Consider the following 15,950-nt stretch of genomic DNA (forward strand, 5'->3'; position numbering starts at 1 on the left):
TCACTTGCAGTCGTAGGAAACGCCGTTCGCCGCGTCGATCTTCCGGATCACTTCCCAGTGGGACTTGTAGGTGATCGGGATGAACTGCTCCTCGCCGGAGCGGGCGAACTCCTCCTTCAGGGCCGAGCCTTCCCAGTCGAAGGTGAAGAAGGATTCCTTGATCTTCTCCTGCAGCTCCGGCTTCAGGTTGTAGACGTAGCCGAAGCCCGTGGTCGGGAACTTCTGCGACTTGTAGATCGAGACGACCTGGTCGGCCTTGATCACGTCGCGGGCGACCATGCGGTGCAGCACCGAGTTGGCGATGGCCGCGGCCGGATAGTCCTTGTTGGCCACGCCCAGGATCGAGTTGTCGTGCTTGCCGGAGAACACCGGCTCGAAATCCGTTCCGGCTTCCAGGCCGTAATCCGCCTTCAGGATCGCCGACGGCGCCTTGAAGCCGGAGTTCGAGGTCTGGGACGTGAAGGCCATCTTCTTGCCCTTGATGTCCTCGACCTTCTCGATGCCGCTGCCCGGATAGGTGATGATCTCCATGTTGTAGCCGAAATCGCCATCCTTCGACGCCATGATAGTGAAGGACACGAAACCGGCGCAGTTCACCGCCAGCGGGTTGGACCCGGTGTTGAAGCCGGCCACGTGCAGACGGCCGGCGCGCATCGCCTCGATCTGGGCGGCGTTGGACTGAACCGGGAAGAACTGGACCTTCTTGCCGGTCACGCTCTCCATATGGCGCAGGAAGCCGTCCCACACCTTGGCGTAGACCGCCGGATCCTCGACCGGGGTATAGGCGAAGATCAGGGTGTCGGGATCGACCTGCTGGCTCGGATCGGTCGGGGTGTCGGCGACCAGGTCGCCATTCTCGTCCTTGAAGCGGGAGTCGAGGGCGTAGCTCGGCGTGGCCCAGCTCAGCGAGACGGCGCCGACCAGACCGGCGAGGGCCGACAGCATCAGGTTTCTGCGAATCATGTGATTCTCCCTACAGGTCGTTATCGTCGGCCCACCTGAGGCATGACCGAACATTACAGTTTTGTGACAGTAGGAATATATGGGTCAGGGATATGACCCAAGCCCAAAATAGATACGTCAGAGTCGGGCCTTAGCCGGGGGCGCCGGAGCAGGTCCTAGTGCGGCAGAACCCATGGCCTTCCGGTCAGTGGATCCGATATGACCTGCGCCTCAAGGCCGAAGGCTCGCTGCAGATGGTCCGCCGTCATGACCGACTCGGGCGGACCCTCGGCCACCAGACCCTCGGGGCTCAGCAGCACCAGGTGGTCGCTGAACCGGGCGGCGAGGTTCAGGTCATGCAGCACGCTGACCACCGTCATGCCGGTGTCCCGCACCCGGCGCTGCAGCAGCCTCAGCATCTCAATCTGCTGCGCCAGGTCAAGATGAGAGGTCGGCTCGTCCAACAGCAGCAGCGGCGTGCGCTGGGCCAGGACCAGGGCGAGCCAGGCGCGCTGGCGCTGGCCGCCGGACAGCTCCGCCAGCGGACGCTCGGCCATGTCCGCCATGCCGACCGCGTCGAGCGCGTCGGTGCAGGCGTCGCTGTCGGCCTGGGTCCAGGGGGCGAGCAGGCCGCGCCAGGGCGTGCGCCCGCGCCGGACCAACTCGCCCACGTTGATGGCGTCCGGGGCCAGGGGGAACTGCGGCAGGATCGCCAGCCGGCGGGCCAGCTCGCGGGTGTCGGCGGTGTGGATATCGTCGTCGCCCAGCAGCACCCTCCCGGCCGCCGGCTTCAGCAGCCGGGCCAGGGCGCGCAGGAGGGTCGATTTCCCGCAACCGTTGGGGCCGAGGATGGCGGTGCTCCGTCCGACCGGGAAGGCGAGGTCGAGGTCTTGGATCACCCGCCGGTCCTGATAGCCGACGGACAGCGCTTCGGTGCGCAGGCTGACCTGGGTCACAGCTCGCCCCTTTCCATCTCGCGTGACAGGCGCCAGAGCAGATACGGCGCGCCAAGAATGCCGGTGGTGACGCCGATCGGCAGCTGCAGGCCGGGCAGGCTGGCTCGGGCGACCAGATCTGCAAGCACCATGATGACCGCGCCCGCCGCGGCCGCCGCCGCGAGCCGGGCGCCCGGGTCGATCGCCCCGGCCAGGCGCGCGCCAACCGGCGGCGCCATAAGGGCGACGAAGGCCACCGGACCGACGATCGAGACGGCGACGGCACAGAGCCCGATGGCGGTCGCCGCCAGCAGCAGCCGGTCGCGCGCCACGGTGAGGCCGAGACCCGAGGCCAGCTCCGCCCCCAGCTCGAGCAGCCGCAGGGCGCGGACTTGGAGGGCGAGGCAGAGGGCGAGCACCCCGCCGGCCGCCGCCAGGATCTGGGCGTGGGACCAGTCGCGGGCGGACAGCGAGCCGACCAGCCAGCGCTGGGCCTCGGCCGCCTGCGGGCCGGACAGTCGGGTCATCAGGAACGAGCCGAAGGCCGAGGCGGCGAACCCGACGCCGATTCCTACCAACACGATAGTCACCGGTGAGGTGCCGTCGACGCCACCGCGGCTGCCTGCCGGGCGGGACAGGGCCAGCACGATCAGCCCGGCGGCGAGCCCGCCGCCTGCCGCGACCAGCGGCAGCGGAACCGTCAGGCCGAAGGTGATCGCCGCCAGGATCGCGAGGCCCGACCCGCCGGTGAAACCCATCACGTCGGGGGAGGCGAGCGGATTGCGCAGGAGCTGCTGGAACACCGCCCCGGCGAGACCCAGGGCCGCGCCGGACAGCAGGGCGACCGCGACCCGCGGGCCGCGCAGCACCGAGATCGTCAGCGCCGCCGGCCCGTCGCCGCCCGTCAGACCGTCCCACAGGCTCGACGGATCCAGGTGGATCTGGCCGACCAGCAGGGCCAGGGCGGCCGACCCGGCCAGGAGCAGGGCGAGGATCGTGCCGCGGATCATCCGATCGCCCCTGGCCGGATGCGGCGGGCGATCAGCACGAAGACCGGCCCACCGAGCAGCGCCGTCATCACCCCGGCGCGGATCTCCGCGGGCGCCATCAGCAGGCGGCCCGCACTGTCGGCCAGCAGCAGGATGGCCGCCCCCAGCAGGGCGGCCGCGAGCAGTCCCGGTCGCAGGGAGGCGCCGACGAGGCGCCGAGCGATCGGCGGCACCATCAGGCCGAGGAAGGCGATGGGGCCGGCTATCGCCACCGCCGCGCCGGTCAGCAGCGAGATGCAGACGAGGGCTCCCGCCTGGACCCGGCCCGGCCGCGTCCCAAGCCCGCGGGACAGGGCGTCGCCCAGGGCCAGCGCCTCCAGCTTCGGCGACAGGGCCAGGGCCAGCAGCAGGCCGGCCCCGGCCGCCAGCGACATCTCAAGCAGCGGCCGCGCACGGGCCTCGGCCAGCGAGCCGACGATCCAGAAGCGGACGACATCCAGGGTCTCGCCGCGCATCAGAACCGCTGCGGTGACGAGGGAGAGCAGCAGCACGCTGAGCGCAGCTCCGGCCAAGGTCAGGCGCACCGGACTGGCATTGCCGCGCAGCCCGCCGCCGAGCGCGAAGACCGCCGTTGCCGCCAGGGCCGCACCGGGGAAGGCGAGCACGGACAGGATGCCCCCATCCACCTGCCCCAGGATCAGGGCTCCGATCACGACGCCGAAGGCGGCTCCGGCATTGATCCCGAGGATGCCCGGATCGGCCAGCGGATTGCGGGTCAGGGCCTGGATCGTCATGCCGGCGGCCCCGAGTGCCGCGCCGCACACCAGACCCGCGCCCGTTCTGGGGAAGCGGATCGAGCGGATGGTGACATGGGCCGGATCGGTGGGATCGGGCGCGGTGAGCGCGTGCCACAGCTCGGTCCCCGAGATCGGCCGGTAACCCACCAGCAGGCTGACCAGCACTGCCAGGATCAGCAGTCCGATCAGGGGCGCCCACCGGGTCATGGGGCGAGCCCGGCCTTGACCGCGCTGTCCACCGGAGTGGACGGGTCGCCGTCGATGGCGGCGGCGATGTCGCCCTCGAGCTGGCCCAGGGCGAAGGGCAGGGACAGCACGCTGCCGAAGGAGAGCGCGGCGGCCAGCACGCCGCCGGCGAAGACCTCGCGGCCCTCTTCGCAGGCCTCCAGCGTGCGGCGCATCGGCAGCGCCACGAGATCCGGGCTGGTCTCGTAGCTCGACACCCAGAGCAGCAGGTCGGCGTCGAGCGGCGACAGGTCCTCCGGCGACAGCGGCGCATAGAAGTCGTTGACGCCGGACAGGGCGGCCACCGCCTCGGTCGGCCGGAAGCCGAGTTCGACCAGGAACCGTGCGCGGGTATCGGCGCCGATGAAGGCACCGGTCTCACCGCTCCAGTGATAGGCGGCGACGCCGGTCCGTCCGGTCCAGGCCGGATGGCGCCCGCGCGCGTCGGCGAAGGCGGAGCGGACACCGGCCACCAACTCCTGCGCCTCGGAAAGACGGTCGGTCGCGCGGCCGAGGGTCAGGGTCATGCGGTCCCAGGGCGTGCCGTAGGCGCTGTCGGACGCCTCGTGCACCAGCACGGGGGCGATCCGGGACAGCACGCTGTACTCGGCCTCGGAGATCCCGGCACCGATGGCGACGATCAGGTCGGGGTTGTGCGACGCCACGCGCTCCATCGACACCTCGCCGATCAGCACGTCGGGCTTGGCGTCGCCGAGCTGGCGCTGGGCCCAGGGCCACACCCCATAGGGAAAGGCGCCGAACCAGTGGCGCACGGCCACGGGCCGCACGCCCAGGGCCAGCAGCGGATCGTGGCTGGTATAGCCGAGCGAGACGACCCGCTGAGCCGGGCGCGGCAGCACGGTCGTCCCGAAGGCATGCTCGAAGGTGAGATCGCTGGCGGCCAGCGCCGGCCCGCAGGCGGTCGCTGAGGCCGCCAGGCCGGTCAGGAACGAACGGCGCGTGACTGATCCGCGCCGTCCGATGGTTGTCGCTGCCCGCCGATCGGCAGATTTCGTCACCAAGTGTACCTTAGCGTCGCTTTCACTGTGCGTCCGTCGGCGTAATAGGCAGTGTTCGAGTACGTGTCGATACTCGTGATGTCCCGCTCGTCGAAGATGTTGGTGGCGTTGAGCTGCAGGCTCGCCTGCTCGGTGAGCTGGTAGCCGATGGCCGCGTCGAAGGTCGTGCGGGAGTCGATCTCGATGGTGTTGGCGTTGTCGGCATAGGTCGAGCCGACATAGCGCACGCCGCCGCCGATCGACACGTCGTTGAAGCTCTGCCCGCCCGGGATCGTGTAGTTCAGCCAGGCCGAGCCGATATGGTTCGGCACGAGCTGCGGCCGGTTGCCCACATTGCCGTTGACCCCGTCCTCCTCGATCGACGCGTCCCAGTAGGAATAGGCGAGCGTGCCGTCGAGCCGGTCGGTCAGCGCCACCTTGCCCTCGAACTCCACACCGCGGACGTTCACCTCGCCGATCTGCTCCTGGGTGGTTACGTTGACGTAATAGGGCACGTTGCTCTGGGTCAGGTCGAACAGCGCCAGCGAAAACAGCGCGTCGTCCAGGGCGGCCGGCGCGAACTTCACGCCGATCTCGTACTGGGTGCCTTCCTTCGGCTTCGGCGAGCCCGCGAGGCCCGTCTCGCTGGAGACCGGTTCGAAGGATTCCGAGTAGTTGGCGTAGACCGACAGGTCCTGGCGCAGCTTGTAGGTGACGCCGGCCCGGGTCGTGAAGGCATCGTCGCTGTCGCTGTAGGACAGGCCGTAGGTCGGGTACTCGCTGTCGGTGTCGACCGTGTCGTAGCGCCCGCCCAGGGTGACGATCAGCCGGTCGGCGAAAGTCGCCTCCTCCTGAAGGTACAGACCGAGCGCGCTCTGCTCCTGGTCCCAGGTGTAGCCCGGCGGCAGGGTGATGCAGGACGGACCGCAGAATACCGGGTTGTACACGTCGATGCCGGAGGCCGAGCCGAAGACCCGCTCTTCGTCCACGGTCTGATAGTAGTAGTCGACGCCGGCCAGCGTGCGGCTGTCGATGAAGGAGACGCTGGTGTCGTACTGTAGCTGGTTGTCGATGGCGAAACGCTGGGTGTCGCCGTAGACCGCCCAGGCGCTGCGGGCGACGGTCGGATCGGTGGTCGCGCCGTAGACCGACTCATAGGTCAGATCCAGGTCGCTGTAGCGCACGTTCTGGCGGAACTGCAGGTCGTTCGAGAAACGGTGGCTGAACTGGTAGCCGAGGTTCCATTCCTCGGTGTCCATGTTGTCGAAATCCGGCTCGCCCAGATAGGTGTCCGGGTCGAGGCCGGAGCCGACCGGGATGCCGTGGGAGGTATTGCCCTCGCGCCGGTTGAAGTCGGTCAGCAGGGTCAGCTCGGTGGCGGCGGTCGGACGCCAGGTCAGGGACGGGGCGAGGTAGAAGCGGTCGTCATCGGAATATTCAGTGCCGTCCTCGCTCTTCTGGCCCTTGGTGGTGATCCGGTAGAGCCACTTGCCGTCGTCGCCCACCGGGGCGCCGAAATCGGTCCCCGCCTCGTAATGGGCGTCGCCGACGGTGGTGTAGATCTCTCCGAATTCCTCATCCAGCGGCTTCTTGGTCACGCCGTTGACCAGGCCGCCCGGCCCGTTCAGCCCGAACAGCGGGGAGGTCGAGCCCTTCAGGACCTCGATCCGCTCCATGCCGTAGGGTTCCATCCGGTTGCCGGTGAAGCCCGGGTTCCGCATCGCCAGTCCGTCGCGGTAGGTGCCGAGGCCGGTCTGGTAGAAGCCGCGCACCATGAAATGGTCGTAGCGATTGTCGCTGCCGTAGACGTCGGGCAGGACACCGGCCGTATAGGCCATGGCCTCGTCCAGGTTCTCCACGCCGCGCTGCCGCATCTCCTTCTGGGTGACGACCGAAACGCTGGCTGGGGTGTCGAGGAGCGGAGTGCCGGTCTTTGTGCCGACAGTGGACTGGGTGGCGACGACCGAGCTTCGGTCGCGGGCGGCGCGTCCGGTTCCGAAGACGTCGTCTTCGATATCGGGCGTGTCGGCTTCAACGACGACGGGGTCGAGCTTGAGCGATCCGGAACCGGTGCTGTCCTGCGCGAAGGCCCCCTGGGTAGCGAGCAAAGTCGCCACGGTTACCAGGCTGACGTTTTTGAACATGCGTGCTCATTTCCTGAACTAGGAGTGAGTGGGCAGTCGGCATGGTTCTGATGGCAGGCTTTTTGTTGATGTTGCCTGGATAGCGAGGTGCCGGTATCAGGGCAATACAAAATGTAAGTTCATGCTTATATTTTGGCTCGATGCCGATGTCCTCCGGCCGTCGGGCGGCCATATGGTATGGTTAAGAGGCTCAAGGGACCGCGCTCGACGGCCCGTTAAGATCCAGTCTCGCCGTGTTTCGTGGAGATGAAGGTTGCAGGTGGCAGAATCGCGTCCCGTCGCCGTCCGGCGCCAGGCCAAGCAGCAGAGGTCCCGGCAGAAGGTCCAGGCGATCCTCGACACCACGCTCGACATGCTTGGGGCCATGCCGACGGACCGGATCACGACCAACGAGATCGCCAAGACCGCGGGCGTGAACATCGCCACCGTCTATCAGTACTTCCCGACCAAGGAGGCGATCTTCTTCGAGATCTATCGCCGCTGGCTGGCGCAGACCCTGGCCCTGCTGGTCGCGGTCGATGACAGGTTCGACGGGACGGAAGGGCTGGACACCTATGCCGACGCGGTTTTCGACTGCCTGTCCTCCGAGGAGAGCATCAACGCGCCGGGGCTGTGGAAGTTGCGCTTCGCGCTGAACAGCACGCCGGAGCTGGCCGAGTTGGAGGCCGAGCACGAGGCCCGGGCGTTTCGCCGCATCATCGCCGCCCAGGAGAAGTTCGCCCGCAAGGTGACGCCCGATCAGGCGCGCGCGCTGGCCCGGCTGCAGCACCACGTGTCGGTGTCCTGCCTCTACGCCGCCGCTGAGGCCGCCGATCCGGCCGAGCGGGCGGTTCTGTTCGACTGGGGCCGCAAGACGATGCGCTTCGTCTATGACGTCGAGAACCTGAAGGGCTGATGGCGGCGCATTTTCGTCGAGTGCGACCATGATCCTGCGCGCCCTTCGCACGGCCCTGTTCCAACGCCGGCGCCGACGCCTTCTGGCGCAGGGCGACGGTGGGCTGCTGCGGGAGGTCGCAGACGGCCTGACCCTGCCCGATGTCCGGCAAATCTCCGCCGACGGGGAGTGTGGCGCGTACAGGATCTTTGTTGCCGTCCCGCCGTCCCCGCCGCCGTCCGGCGGGTGGCCGGTGCTCTGGCTGCTCGACGGCAACGCCTGGATCGCCGGGGCGGCGGAGGCGCTGGCGATGCAGGGGCGCCATCCGGAGACCGGCGAAATCGACCCGCCGCTGATCGTCGCGATCGGCTATCCGGGAGCCGACCCCTATGACGGTGGACGCCGGGCCTATGACTATCTGCCGGCGCATAGCTCCGGCCGGGTCGCCGCGCGGTTCATGCAGGGCGCTCCCTGGTTTCAGCCCGGCGGGGTGGAGCTCTTCCTCGAGTTTCTGACCGGGCCGCTGCGCGACGCGATCGCTGGCCGCTATCCTGTGAATCGCCGTCGGCAGACCCTGTGCGGCCACAGTTTCGGCGGGTTGTGCGTCCTGCACTGCCTGCGGAGCCGACCGAGCGCCTTCGCTGCCTATGCGGCCCTCAGCCCGTCACTCTGGTGGGATGAGGGACGGGGGTTGCGCGACGCCGATGCGCTGGTCGACACCCACCCGGCCGGCCTGTCGGCGCGCCTGCTCATCGCGGTCGGTGGGCGGGAAATGCCCGACCGTCCCGAGATCAGCGCGCGGATGCTGACCGATGCCGCGGCATTGGCCGACCTGCTGCGCCAGCGGGGGCCGGCAGGGCTGGCCGTGGAGCACCGTGTGCTGGCGGAGGAGAACCACCTGTCCCTGCCGATGGCGGCCTTCCCCTCGGTCCTGCGCTTCGCGGCTCCGCGCGGCTGAACGATCCTTGTTTCGGTCACTCGTGTGATATATGAAACGTATATGTTTCGTATATATCTCTAGGGGAGGCTCGGATGGGCATCGTCAAGATCGGCGACGAACTGCACGAGGAAGTCCGGCGGGCCAGCACGGTCATGTGCCGCTCGATCAACGCCCAGGCCGAGTTCTGGATGAAGATCGGCATGCTGGCGGAGGCCAATCCGACGGCCTCCTTCACCGAGATCGTCCGCATGCAGTTCGACGCGGCGCAGAGCGCTCCGGTTCCCGCCAACCGGGCCTCCGCCTGAGATGGTGAAGACACCCGAAGAACTGGCGCTGCTGCGGGTCTCCGGTCGGCTCCTCGCCTCGGTCTTCGAGATGCTCGACGGGTTGGATCTCGCCGGCATGTCGACCCTGCAGGTGAACGACCTGGTCGACCGCTACATCACCGAGGACCTCGGAGCCCGGCCGGCGAGCAAGGGGCAGTACGGCTACGAATATGTCCTGAACTGCTCGCGCAACCATGTGGTCTGCCACGGGGTCCCCAGCGCCGATGAGATCATTGCCGAGGGTGACATCATCAACCTGGACATCACCCTGGAGAAGGACGGCTTCATCGCCGATTCCAGCAAGACCTACGTGATTGGCGACGCCCCGCCCGCGACCCGGCGCCTCGTGCGCCTCGCCCAGGCGACCATGTGGAAGGGCATCGAGCAGGTCCGGCCCGGCGCCCGGCTCGGCGATGTGGGATACGCCATCGAGCGCCATGCCAAGCGCAACGGCTGCTCGGTGGTGCGCGACTATTGCGGCCATGGTATCGGCCGCGAGATGCACGAGGAGCCGCAGGTTCTGAACTTCGGCCGACCCGGCGCTGGCGAAGTGCTGCGCGAGGGCATGGTCTTCACGGTCGAGCCGATGGTGAACCAGGGCACCCGCCAGGTCGCCACCGAGGCGGACGGCTGGACCGTGGTGACCTGCGACGGCAAGCTCTCGGCCCAGTTCGAACACACGGTGGCGGTCACCGCGACCGGCGTGGAAGTCCTCACCCTGCGGCGGGATGAGCGGGGCAGGTGAGGCTACCGGTCTGACAGTTGGTCTGGCAGATCCATCCTTTCATGCACGACCCGGACGATGAGCACGCCGTCCGGCTCGTCCAAATATACGATCAGGTGTCGCTCATATCGGGACAGTCTTACTGGAGGCCTGAACTCGGCCCGCAGCGGGGCGAGATCGGGGTTCGCTGCCAATTGCTGGAATCGCGTCTCCATGCCCGAGAGATAGGTTCGGCGCTGGTCTGCGCCCCAGTGGTGCTGGGTGTACAAGCCAATCTCGCGGATATCGCTCTGCGCCTTTCTGGAGACGCGATAGCGGGCCATTACCGCTTATCCAGGTCTGCCTGGATGGCCTCCATGCTGAAATCCTCGGCCACGCCGCTCTCGATGCCTTCCGCGATCGCCGCCTGAAGCTGGGCGATCTGTACGGATCGCTCCTGATCGCGCCGGATGAGATCGCGGACATAGTCGCTGGCGTTGCTGTAGCGGCCCGAGCGGGCTTGGGCTTCGACCCAGTGCTTCATCGGGCCGGGCAGTGAGACGTTCATCGTTGCCATGGTCGGTCCTCCGGGGACGGAACATGGCAGATGTTGGCAAAGTTTGTCAAAAGCCATCAGAACCCCGCCGCCCGGATGGCAAGGCCGCCGAGGGCCGCGACGGCCAGGACCTTGGCGATGCCGAAATGGAAGCGGAAGGCCAGCACCGCCGCCATGGCAAAGAGCAGCAGTGCGGGGAGGTTCACGCTCGACGGGTCCGGCCAGCTGAAGCGCAGACCCCAGCGGTCGACCTGTTCCACCCGGTCGAAGAACACATGCATGGCGAACCACAGGGACAGGTTCAGGATCACCCCCACCACGGCGGCGGTGACCATGGACAGCGCCTGACGCAGCCGCCGGCGGCCGGCCAGCCAGTCGATATAGGGCGCGCCGGCGAAGATCCACAGGAAGCAGGGGGCGAAGGTCACCCACAGGGCCATGGCGGCACCCGCCACCCCGGCGGCGAGGCCGCCGACCTTCCAGGCGGCAAGGAAGGCGACGAACTCCGTCACCAGGATCAGCGGGCCCGGCGTGGTCTCGGCGAGGCCCAGACCGTCCATCATCTCGCCGGTGGTCAGCCACCCCTTCTGCACGACCACGTCCTGGGCCATGTAGGCGAGCACCGCATAGGCGCCGCCGAAGGTGACCACCGCCAGCTTGGAGAAGAACACGCCGATCTGAACCAGCAGGCCGCCCGGGTCGAGGATCGACGCGGCCAGGACCGGGGTCCACCACAGCACCAGCCAGACCGCCACGGTGCCGGCGGTGCCGGCCAGGGTCGGCGCGCCGCCGGGTGCCGGCAGTGCCGAGGTGGCGCCCGTCGGTCGCAGCAGGCCGAGCAGAGCGGCGCCCAGGATGATCAGCGGGAAGGGGAGGGCGAGGAAGAAGATCCCCACGAAGGCCAGGCCCGCGACCCACCAGTGCAGGGCTGAGCTGAGAGTGCGGCGAGCGATCCGCAGCAGTGCCTCGATCACGATCACCACCACCGCCGCCTTCACCCCGAGGAAAAGGGCGTCCACCAGCGGCACTTCGCCGAAGGCGGCATAAAGGGCGGCCAGCGCCAGGATGATGACCGCTCCCGGCAGCACGAAGAGCAGTCCCGCCGCCAACCCACCGGCCAACCCGTGCAGCCGCCACCCGGCGTAGGTCGCGAGCTGCATCGCCTCCGGTCCGGGCAGGAGCATGCAGAAGTTCAGGGCGTTGAGGAACTGGTCCTCGGTGAGCCAGCGGCGCTCCTCGACGATCTCGCGATGCATCAGAGCCATCTGCGCGGTCGGACCGCCGAAAGACAGCATCCCGATCCGCAGCCAGACCCGCAGGGCCTCGCCGAAGCTGGGCGCCGTCGGGATGCCTTCGTTCACGGTGTCGCTCATGCCGCCGCCCTCCGATCCGAGCCGGCCTGCACCGTCTCGCGCGCCCAGTGATAGAGGGCATCATAGAGCACCATGCCCTCCTCGAGCTGGGCAAGATCCTCGGTGAACAGGTGCGACAGCCCCTGGGAGACGGCCAGCAGCCCGGCCGCCTCCGGCGCAAGGTCGGGCTGGCCCGTGTCGGCGCCGCGCACCACGGCGGCCAATCGGGCCAGCGCCGGCGTGCCCAGCCCGAACGTCTCCAGCATCGTGTCGAAGGTGCAGTATGCGCCGCGATGGCCGAGCCCGGCCCCCTCGGTGTCGAAGGCGGTGGCGCCGAAGCGTTCGGCCACGGCCTGGACCTCGCCCGGGGCGACGAACAGGAACCGGGCGCGCCGGTCGACGAAGCGGCGGATCAGCCAGGGGCAGGCGATCCGGTCCACCTTCGGCCGGCGGCGGGTGACCCATAGGGTTCTGCCTTCCGGGTCGCGCGGCGGCAGGGCGACCAGCGGGACGAGTGGCAGGCCCGCCTCGCTCCAGCCGAGATGGCCGCCCTCCAGCCCGACGGCGTCGATCCCGGTGAGGCGCAGCAGGGCGGCGGCACCCTGGCTCAGCTTCGCCCCCCGGTGGCAGATCACCACCACCCGGTGTCCCTGAAGCACAGGGGCAAGGATCTCGATGCGGTCGTGGGGATGGCGTGCGGCGCTGGGGAGCAGGCGCGGATCGGCCTGAACGTCCTCGTCGATGCGGACATCGATCAGAACCGGGCAGGCGGGTGTGCCGATCAGTCGGAAGAGCTGCTGGGCGGTGATGTCGGTGGGAGCGGCCATGGCGCATCCTCTCGGTCAGGTGACGAAGGATGCGAACTTGGGCCGAAGCCTGATGGGGCGTTCGCCAGCCCCTGCATAATCTCAGCGCGCGACTGGTCTGGTCGTCAAGCGGGTTCGTGCAACCGGGCACGGTTCGGAGAGCTGCCGTACGCTCACGCGGGCAGGGGGCGGGCGAAGCTGATCTCGTGGCCGTCCGGGTCGGTGACATGGAAGTAGCGCTCGCCCCAGGGCGCATCGGAGGGCGGGAAATCGGGGCTGTAGCCGGCGTCGATCACCGCCCGGTGCATGGCGTCCACGTCGTCCACGAAGAAGATGACCCGTCCCCACCAGGCAAGCGGCACGTGCGGTTCGGTGAGGATCAGGTTCAGGGCGTCCCCGCCCGCCGACAGGGTGGTGAAGGCGGCATCCGCACCACCCTTGGCCAGTTGAAAGCCGATGGACCGGTAGAAGGCGACGGCGCGGGCCATGTCGTGGGTCGCCAGGGTGATGGCACTGAGCCGTTCGATCGTCGGCATCGTTGTCTCCCCGTCCGGTTTGCGGCGCTGTCAGTGTCGGGCGGGCAACGCGGCCCCCCGGCGACCGGTTCCGGAACCTTCCGCCCGCCCAGCCGTTTCTACAGTGCACAGAACAGGAGGAGACGATGCCACGCACCAGAACCCTGATGGCCGGCATGCTTTCGCTCCCGGTCAATGCGATCCTGTTTGGGAGCGGAGCCGTCACGGTGCTCTCGATCCCACAGCTGCAGCCTTACATGGAGTATATCCTGCCGGCAGCGATCGTGGTCGCCTTCGTGTTGACCTGGCCGATCGCCTGGACGCTGGCGCCGCGGCTGCGGGTACGCAACGACTACTATCCCAACCTGTTCCGCAAGGACTGAGGGCCGGCGATACACCGATGGCGAGTTCAGTATCCTCAGCGGCCGACCGTTTGGAGCGCTATTTCGAGAAGCGCGACTTCACCCGCACGCCCGAGCCCCGAAAGGCCGGGGCGCCGGCGGAACTGGCCCTGCGCTACTCGATGCAGAAGCACGATGCCAGCCGCACCCATTTCGACCTGCGCCTGGAATGGAAGGGCGTGCTGCTGAGCTGGGCGGTGACCAAGGGGCCGTCCCTGCAGACGAGCCAGAAGCGTCTCGCCGTTCGTACCGAAGACCATCCGGTCTCGTATCTGACGTTCGAGGGGGAGATCCCGGAGGACAACTACGGCGCCGGCACGGTCATGCTGTGGGATGTCGGCCATTGGCGGCCGCTCGAGCCGTTGGAGAAGGGGTTGGAGAAGGGACACATCCATTTCGCCCTGCATGGCCGGCGGCTCACCGGTGGATGGCACCTCGTGCGCATGGAGGGCAAACGCAAGGGCGACAGGGGTCGCGAGAACTGGCTGCTGATCAAGGAGAAGGACGCGGCATCGGGCGCGCGGGATCCGGTGCGACGCTACCGGCGCAGCGTGTCGACCCACCGCACCTTCCGCGAGATCGCCGCCGATGCCGATCCGCTTCCCGCCGTGGAGCGGGCCAAGCCCCGCCCGCGTTTCCGCAAGGTCCAGCTCGCGACCCTGAGTGATAGCATGGTCGATGGCGAGGACTGGCGGCACGAGCTGAAGTTGGACGGCTACCGTGCTCTGGTCGCCTTGGGGAAGGGCGGGACCCGGATCTATACCCGTAACGGCCATGACTGGACGGATCGGTTCGAGGCAATTCTGCCGTCCCTGGCGCCGCTGGCCTGCGACAGCGCACTGATCGACGGCGAGATCGTCGCCGGCGCCGGCCTGTCGGGCTTCTCCACCCTGCAGAAGGCGATCAAGGCGGGCGGCCCGTTCACCTTCTATGCCTTCGACCTGCTCGAGCGCGACGGCAAGTCGTTGACCGGCAAGCCGCTGACGGCGCGGCGCGCGGCGCTTGAGGAGGTGTTCAAGGACGTGCCGCCGCTCGGTGCCGTCCAGCTCAGCCCGGTGATTTCAGAGAACGCCCGTGACGCGTTCGAGGCGGTCTGGGCGGCGCGTGGCGAAGGCCTGATCGCCAAGCGGAAGGATGCGACCTATCGCGGCGAGCGTACCCGGGACTGGATGAAGGTGAAATGCACCCGGCGCGACGAGTTTGTCGTGGTCGGCTGGCAGAAGAGCGACAAGAAGGGCAGGGCCTTCAGTTCGCTGGCCCTGGCCGCCCATCAGGGCGGCGCGCTTGTCTATGCAGGCAAGGTCGGCACCGGGTTCGACGCAGATCTCCTCGACGAGCTTGCGTCCACCATGAAGCCGCTGGCCCGCAAGACCGCGCCGGTGGAGGTGCCGAAAGCCGAGGCCCGCGGCGTCCAGTGGATCACACCGAAGCTGGTGGCCGAGGTCAGCTATACGGAGCTCACCGCCGATGGACGGGTGCGTCACGCGGCGTTCGAAGGCCTGCGCGACGACAAGCCGGCCGAGGCCGTGACCCTGGAGGGAGATGTCATGCCGGAGGATGATCGCGTCGAGATCGCCGGGATCTCCGTCAGCCATCCCGGGCGGGTGGTCTATCCGGCGGCGAAGCTCACAAAGCAGCGGGTCGCCGAATACTACGAGGCCGTGGCCGACAGGATGCTAGAGGCCTGCGCGGACCGGCCGCTGTCGCTGGTGCGCCTGCCGACCGGGCTCGACGGTGACCGCTTCTTCCAGAAGCACGCCGGCACCGGCTTTCCCGATTCTCTGAAGACCGTCGAGATCGAGGAGAAGGATGGGGACACGGAGCCCTACATGTACGTGACGGACGCCGCCGGTCTGGTCGGCGCGGTACAGATGGGGACGCTGGAGTTCCACATCTGGGGGGCCCGCAGCGATCGGTTGGACCGGCCCGACCGCATGATCTTCGATCTCGATCCCGACGAGGGACTTGAATTCTCCGATGTCAGACGCGCGGCCTTCGACCTTCGCGATCGGCTGGACGCCCTCGGCCTGCCGTGTTGGCCGATGGTGACCGGCGGCAAGGGCGTGCACCTGGTGGTTCCGCTGCGCCGGATCGCCGACTGGGACACGGTGAAGCGCTACGCCGAGGACTTTGCCGCCCTGGTGGCCGAGGAGGAGCCCGAGCGCTACACGGCGGAGATGTCCAAGGCCAAGCGTAACGGGCGCGTCTTCATCGACTGGCTGCGCAACCAGCGCGGCAACACGGCGATCGCGCCGTTCTCCCTAAGGGCCCGCGAAGGCGCACCGGCGGCGATCCCCGTCTCCTGGGACGAACTGGAGACCCTCAAGTTGGCGCAGGCCTTCCCACTCAACAAGGCCCTGGAACGAAGCTGGAAGGATCTGAACCTGCCCGAGCCGGTCGGCCTGTCCGGCAAACTGATCGAGCGGCTGGAGACGGCCGGCGACTGA

The 15,950-nt window shown here is 68.2% G+C and carries 17 protein-coding genes; 6 read left to right on the forward strand and 11 right to left on the reverse strand.

Features of this window, described 5'->3' with window-relative positions; all coding sequences use genetic code 11:
* From phnD to ACOQOP_RS04570, 6 genes are all read right to left on the reverse strand, one after another.
* Positions 1–963, reverse strand: coding sequence for a phosphate/phosphite/phosphonate ABC transporter substrate-binding protein (phnD, locus tag ACOQOP_RS04545; RefSeq protein ID WP_420565135.1), 963 nt, complete (start codon positions 961–963; stop codon positions 1–3).
* A gap of 155 nt (positions 964–1,118) precedes the next feature.
* Positions 1,119–1,898 carry an ABC transporter ATP-binding protein gene (locus ACOQOP_RS04550; protein WP_420565136.1) on the reverse strand — a complete coding sequence of 260 codons (780 nt, stop codon included), beginning with the start codon at positions 1,896–1,898 and terminating at the stop codon, positions 1,119–1,121.
* Complete coding sequence (locus tag ACOQOP_RS04555) at positions 1,895–2,887, reverse strand: FecCD family ABC transporter permease (protein WP_420565137.1); 993 nt, start codon at positions 2,885–2,887, stop codon at positions 1,895–1,897. The genes ACOQOP_RS04550 and ACOQOP_RS04555 overlap by 4 nt, the downstream gene beginning before the upstream one ends.
* The gene (locus ACOQOP_RS04560; protein ID WP_420565138.1) at positions 2,884–3,870 is read right to left on the reverse strand and encodes a FecCD family ABC transporter permease; all 987 of its coding nucleotides are present in this window, start codon (positions 3,868–3,870) and stop codon (positions 2,884–2,886) included. Before ACOQOP_RS04560 ends, ACOQOP_RS04555 begins: the two co-directional genes overlap by 4 nt.
* Positions 3,867–4,907 carry an ABC transporter substrate-binding protein gene (locus ACOQOP_RS04565; protein WP_420565139.1) on the reverse strand — a complete coding sequence of 347 codons (1,041 nt, stop codon included), beginning with the start codon at positions 4,905–4,907 and terminating at the stop codon, positions 3,867–3,869. The genes ACOQOP_RS04560 and ACOQOP_RS04565 overlap by 4 nt, the downstream gene beginning before the upstream one ends.
* Positions 4,904–7,030 (reverse strand): TonB-dependent siderophore receptor, encoded by a 2,127-nt coding sequence (locus ACOQOP_RS04570; protein ID WP_420565140.1) that lies wholly within the window; start codon positions 7,028–7,030, stop codon positions 4,904–4,906. Before ACOQOP_RS04570 ends, ACOQOP_RS04565 begins: the two co-directional genes overlap by 4 nt.
* Before the next feature lie 259 nt (positions 7,031–7,289).
* Between ACOQOP_RS04570 and ACOQOP_RS04575 the strand changes: the two genes are divergently transcribed.
* The 4 genes from ACOQOP_RS04575 (at position 7,290) to map (ending at position 9,915) form a co-directional block, all read left to right on the forward strand.
* Positions 7,290–7,925, forward strand: a complete 636-nt coding sequence (locus ACOQOP_RS04575; protein ID WP_420565141.1) for a TetR/AcrR family transcriptional regulator — start codon at positions 7,290–7,292, stop codon at positions 7,923–7,925.
* Positions 7,926–7,953: 28 nt separating this feature from the next.
* The gene (locus ACOQOP_RS04580; protein ID WP_420565142.1) at positions 7,954–8,862 is read left to right on the forward strand and encodes an alpha/beta hydrolase; all 909 of its coding nucleotides are present in this window, start codon (positions 7,954–7,956) and stop codon (positions 8,860–8,862) included.
* Between the two features lie 74 nt (positions 8,863–8,936).
* The gene (locus tag ACOQOP_RS04585; protein WP_420565143.1) at positions 8,937–9,149 is read left to right on the forward strand and encodes a ParD-like family protein; all 213 of its coding nucleotides are present in this window, start codon (positions 8,937–8,939) and stop codon (positions 9,147–9,149) included.
* Between the two features lies 1 nt (position 9,150).
* Positions 9,151–9,915: a type I methionyl aminopeptidase gene (gene map, locus ACOQOP_RS04590; protein ID WP_420565144.1), complete on the forward strand. Its 765-nt coding sequence runs from the start codon at positions 9,151–9,153 to the stop codon at positions 9,913–9,915.
* A 2-nt stretch (positions 9,916–9,917) separates the two neighbouring features.
* On the opposite strand, the gene ACOQOP_RS04595 is transcribed toward map, so the two are convergent.
* From ACOQOP_RS04595 to ACOQOP_RS04615, 5 genes are all read right to left on the reverse strand, one after another.
* Entirely contained in the window at positions 9,918–10,217 is a 300-nt protein-coding gene (locus tag ACOQOP_RS04595; protein ID WP_420565145.1) for a type II toxin-antitoxin system RelE/ParE family toxin, read from the reverse strand.
* On the reverse strand, positions 10,217–10,450 hold the full coding sequence (locus tag ACOQOP_RS04600; RefSeq protein ID WP_420565146.1) for a type II toxin-antitoxin system ParD family antitoxin: 234 nt from the start codon (positions 10,448–10,450) through the stop codon (positions 10,217–10,219). Before ACOQOP_RS04600 ends, ACOQOP_RS04595 begins: the two co-directional genes overlap by 1 nt.
* Positions 10,451–10,506: 56 nt before the next feature.
* The gene (gene chrA / locus ACOQOP_RS04605) at positions 10,507–11,802 is read right to left on the reverse strand and encodes a chromate efflux transporter (protein WP_420565147.1); all 1,296 of its coding nucleotides are present in this window, start codon (positions 11,800–11,802) and stop codon (positions 10,507–10,509) included.
* On the reverse strand, positions 11,799–12,608 hold the full coding sequence (locus ACOQOP_RS04610; protein ID WP_420565148.1) for a chromate resistance protein ChrB domain-containing protein: 810 nt from the start codon (positions 12,606–12,608) through the stop codon (positions 11,799–11,801). Before ACOQOP_RS04610 ends, chrA begins: the two co-directional genes overlap by 4 nt.
* A 152-nt stretch (positions 12,609–12,760) precedes the next feature.
* Positions 12,761–13,123 carry a VOC family protein gene (locus ACOQOP_RS04615; protein ID WP_420565149.1) on the reverse strand — a complete coding sequence of 121 codons (363 nt, stop codon included), beginning with the start codon at positions 13,121–13,123 and terminating at the stop codon, positions 12,761–12,763.
* Positions 13,124–13,248: 125 nt separating this feature from the next.
* Between ACOQOP_RS04615 and ACOQOP_RS04620 the strand changes: the two genes are divergently transcribed.
* Both ACOQOP_RS04620 and ligD read left to right on the forward strand, forming a co-directional pair.
* Positions 13,249–13,485, forward strand: a complete 237-nt coding sequence (locus ACOQOP_RS04620; protein WP_420565150.1) for a hypothetical protein — start codon at positions 13,249–13,251, stop codon at positions 13,483–13,485.
* A gap of 17 nt (positions 13,486–13,502) precedes the next feature.
* Positions 13,503–15,950: a DNA ligase D gene (ligD, locus tag ACOQOP_RS04625; protein ID WP_420565151.1), complete on the forward strand. Its 2,448-nt coding sequence runs from the start codon at positions 13,503–13,505 to the stop codon at positions 15,948–15,950.

The sequence above is a fragment of the Thalassobaculum sp. genome, assembly GCF_965223715.1.
Lineage (GTDB): Bacteria > Pseudomonadota > Alphaproteobacteria > Thalassobaculales > Thalassobaculaceae > Thalassobaculum.

Coding starts and splice junctions, on each gene's coding strand:
- ACOQOP_RS04570 (WP_420565140.1), bottom strand. CDS start 7,030: ATGTTCAAAAACGTCAGCCTGGTAACCGTGGCGACTTTGCTCGCTACC.
- ACOQOP_RS04580 (WP_420565142.1), top strand. CDS start 7,954: ATGATCCTGCGCGCCCTTCGCACGGCCCTGTTCCAACGCCGGCGCCGA.
- ACOQOP_RS04595 (WP_420565145.1), bottom strand. CDS start 10,217: ATGGCCCGCTATCGCGTCTCCAGAAAGGCGCAGAGCGATATCCGCGAG.
- ACOQOP_RS04560 (WP_420565138.1), bottom strand. CDS start 3,870: ATGACCCGGTGGGCGCCCCTGATCGGACTGCTGATCCTGGCAGTGCTG.
- chrA (WP_420565147.1), bottom strand. CDS start 11,802: ATGAGCGACACCGTGAACGAAGGCATCCCGACGGCGCCCAGCTTCGGC.
- ligD (WP_420565151.1), top strand. CDS start 13,503: ATGGCGAGTTCAGTATCCTCAGCGGCCGACCGTTTGGAGCGCTATTTC.
- phnD (WP_420565135.1), bottom strand. CDS start 963: ATGATTCGCAGAAACCTGATGCTGTCGGCCCTCGCCGGTCTGGTCGGC.
- ACOQOP_RS04555 (WP_420565137.1), bottom strand. CDS start 2,887: ATGATCCGCGGCACGATCCTCGCCCTGCTCCTGGCCGGGTCGGCCGCC.
- ACOQOP_RS04610 (WP_420565148.1), bottom strand. CDS start 12,608: ATGGCCGCTCCCACCGACATCACCGCCCAGCAGCTCTTCCGACTGATC.
- ACOQOP_RS04615 (WP_420565149.1), bottom strand. CDS start 13,123: ATGCCGACGATCGAACGGCTCAGTGCCATCACCCTGGCGACCCACGAC.
- ACOQOP_RS04620 (WP_420565150.1), top strand. CDS start 13,249: ATGCCACGCACCAGAACCCTGATGGCCGGCATGCTTTCGCTCCCGGTC.
- ACOQOP_RS04585 (WP_420565143.1), top strand. CDS start 8,937: ATGGGCATCGTCAAGATCGGCGACGAACTGCACGAGGAAGTCCGGCGG.
- map (WP_420565144.1), top strand. CDS start 9,151: ATGGTGAAGACACCCGAAGAACTGGCGCTGCTGCGGGTCTCCGGTCGG.
- ACOQOP_RS04600 (WP_420565146.1), bottom strand. CDS start 10,450: ATGGCAACGATGAACGTCTCACTGCCCGGCCCGATGAAGCACTGGGTC.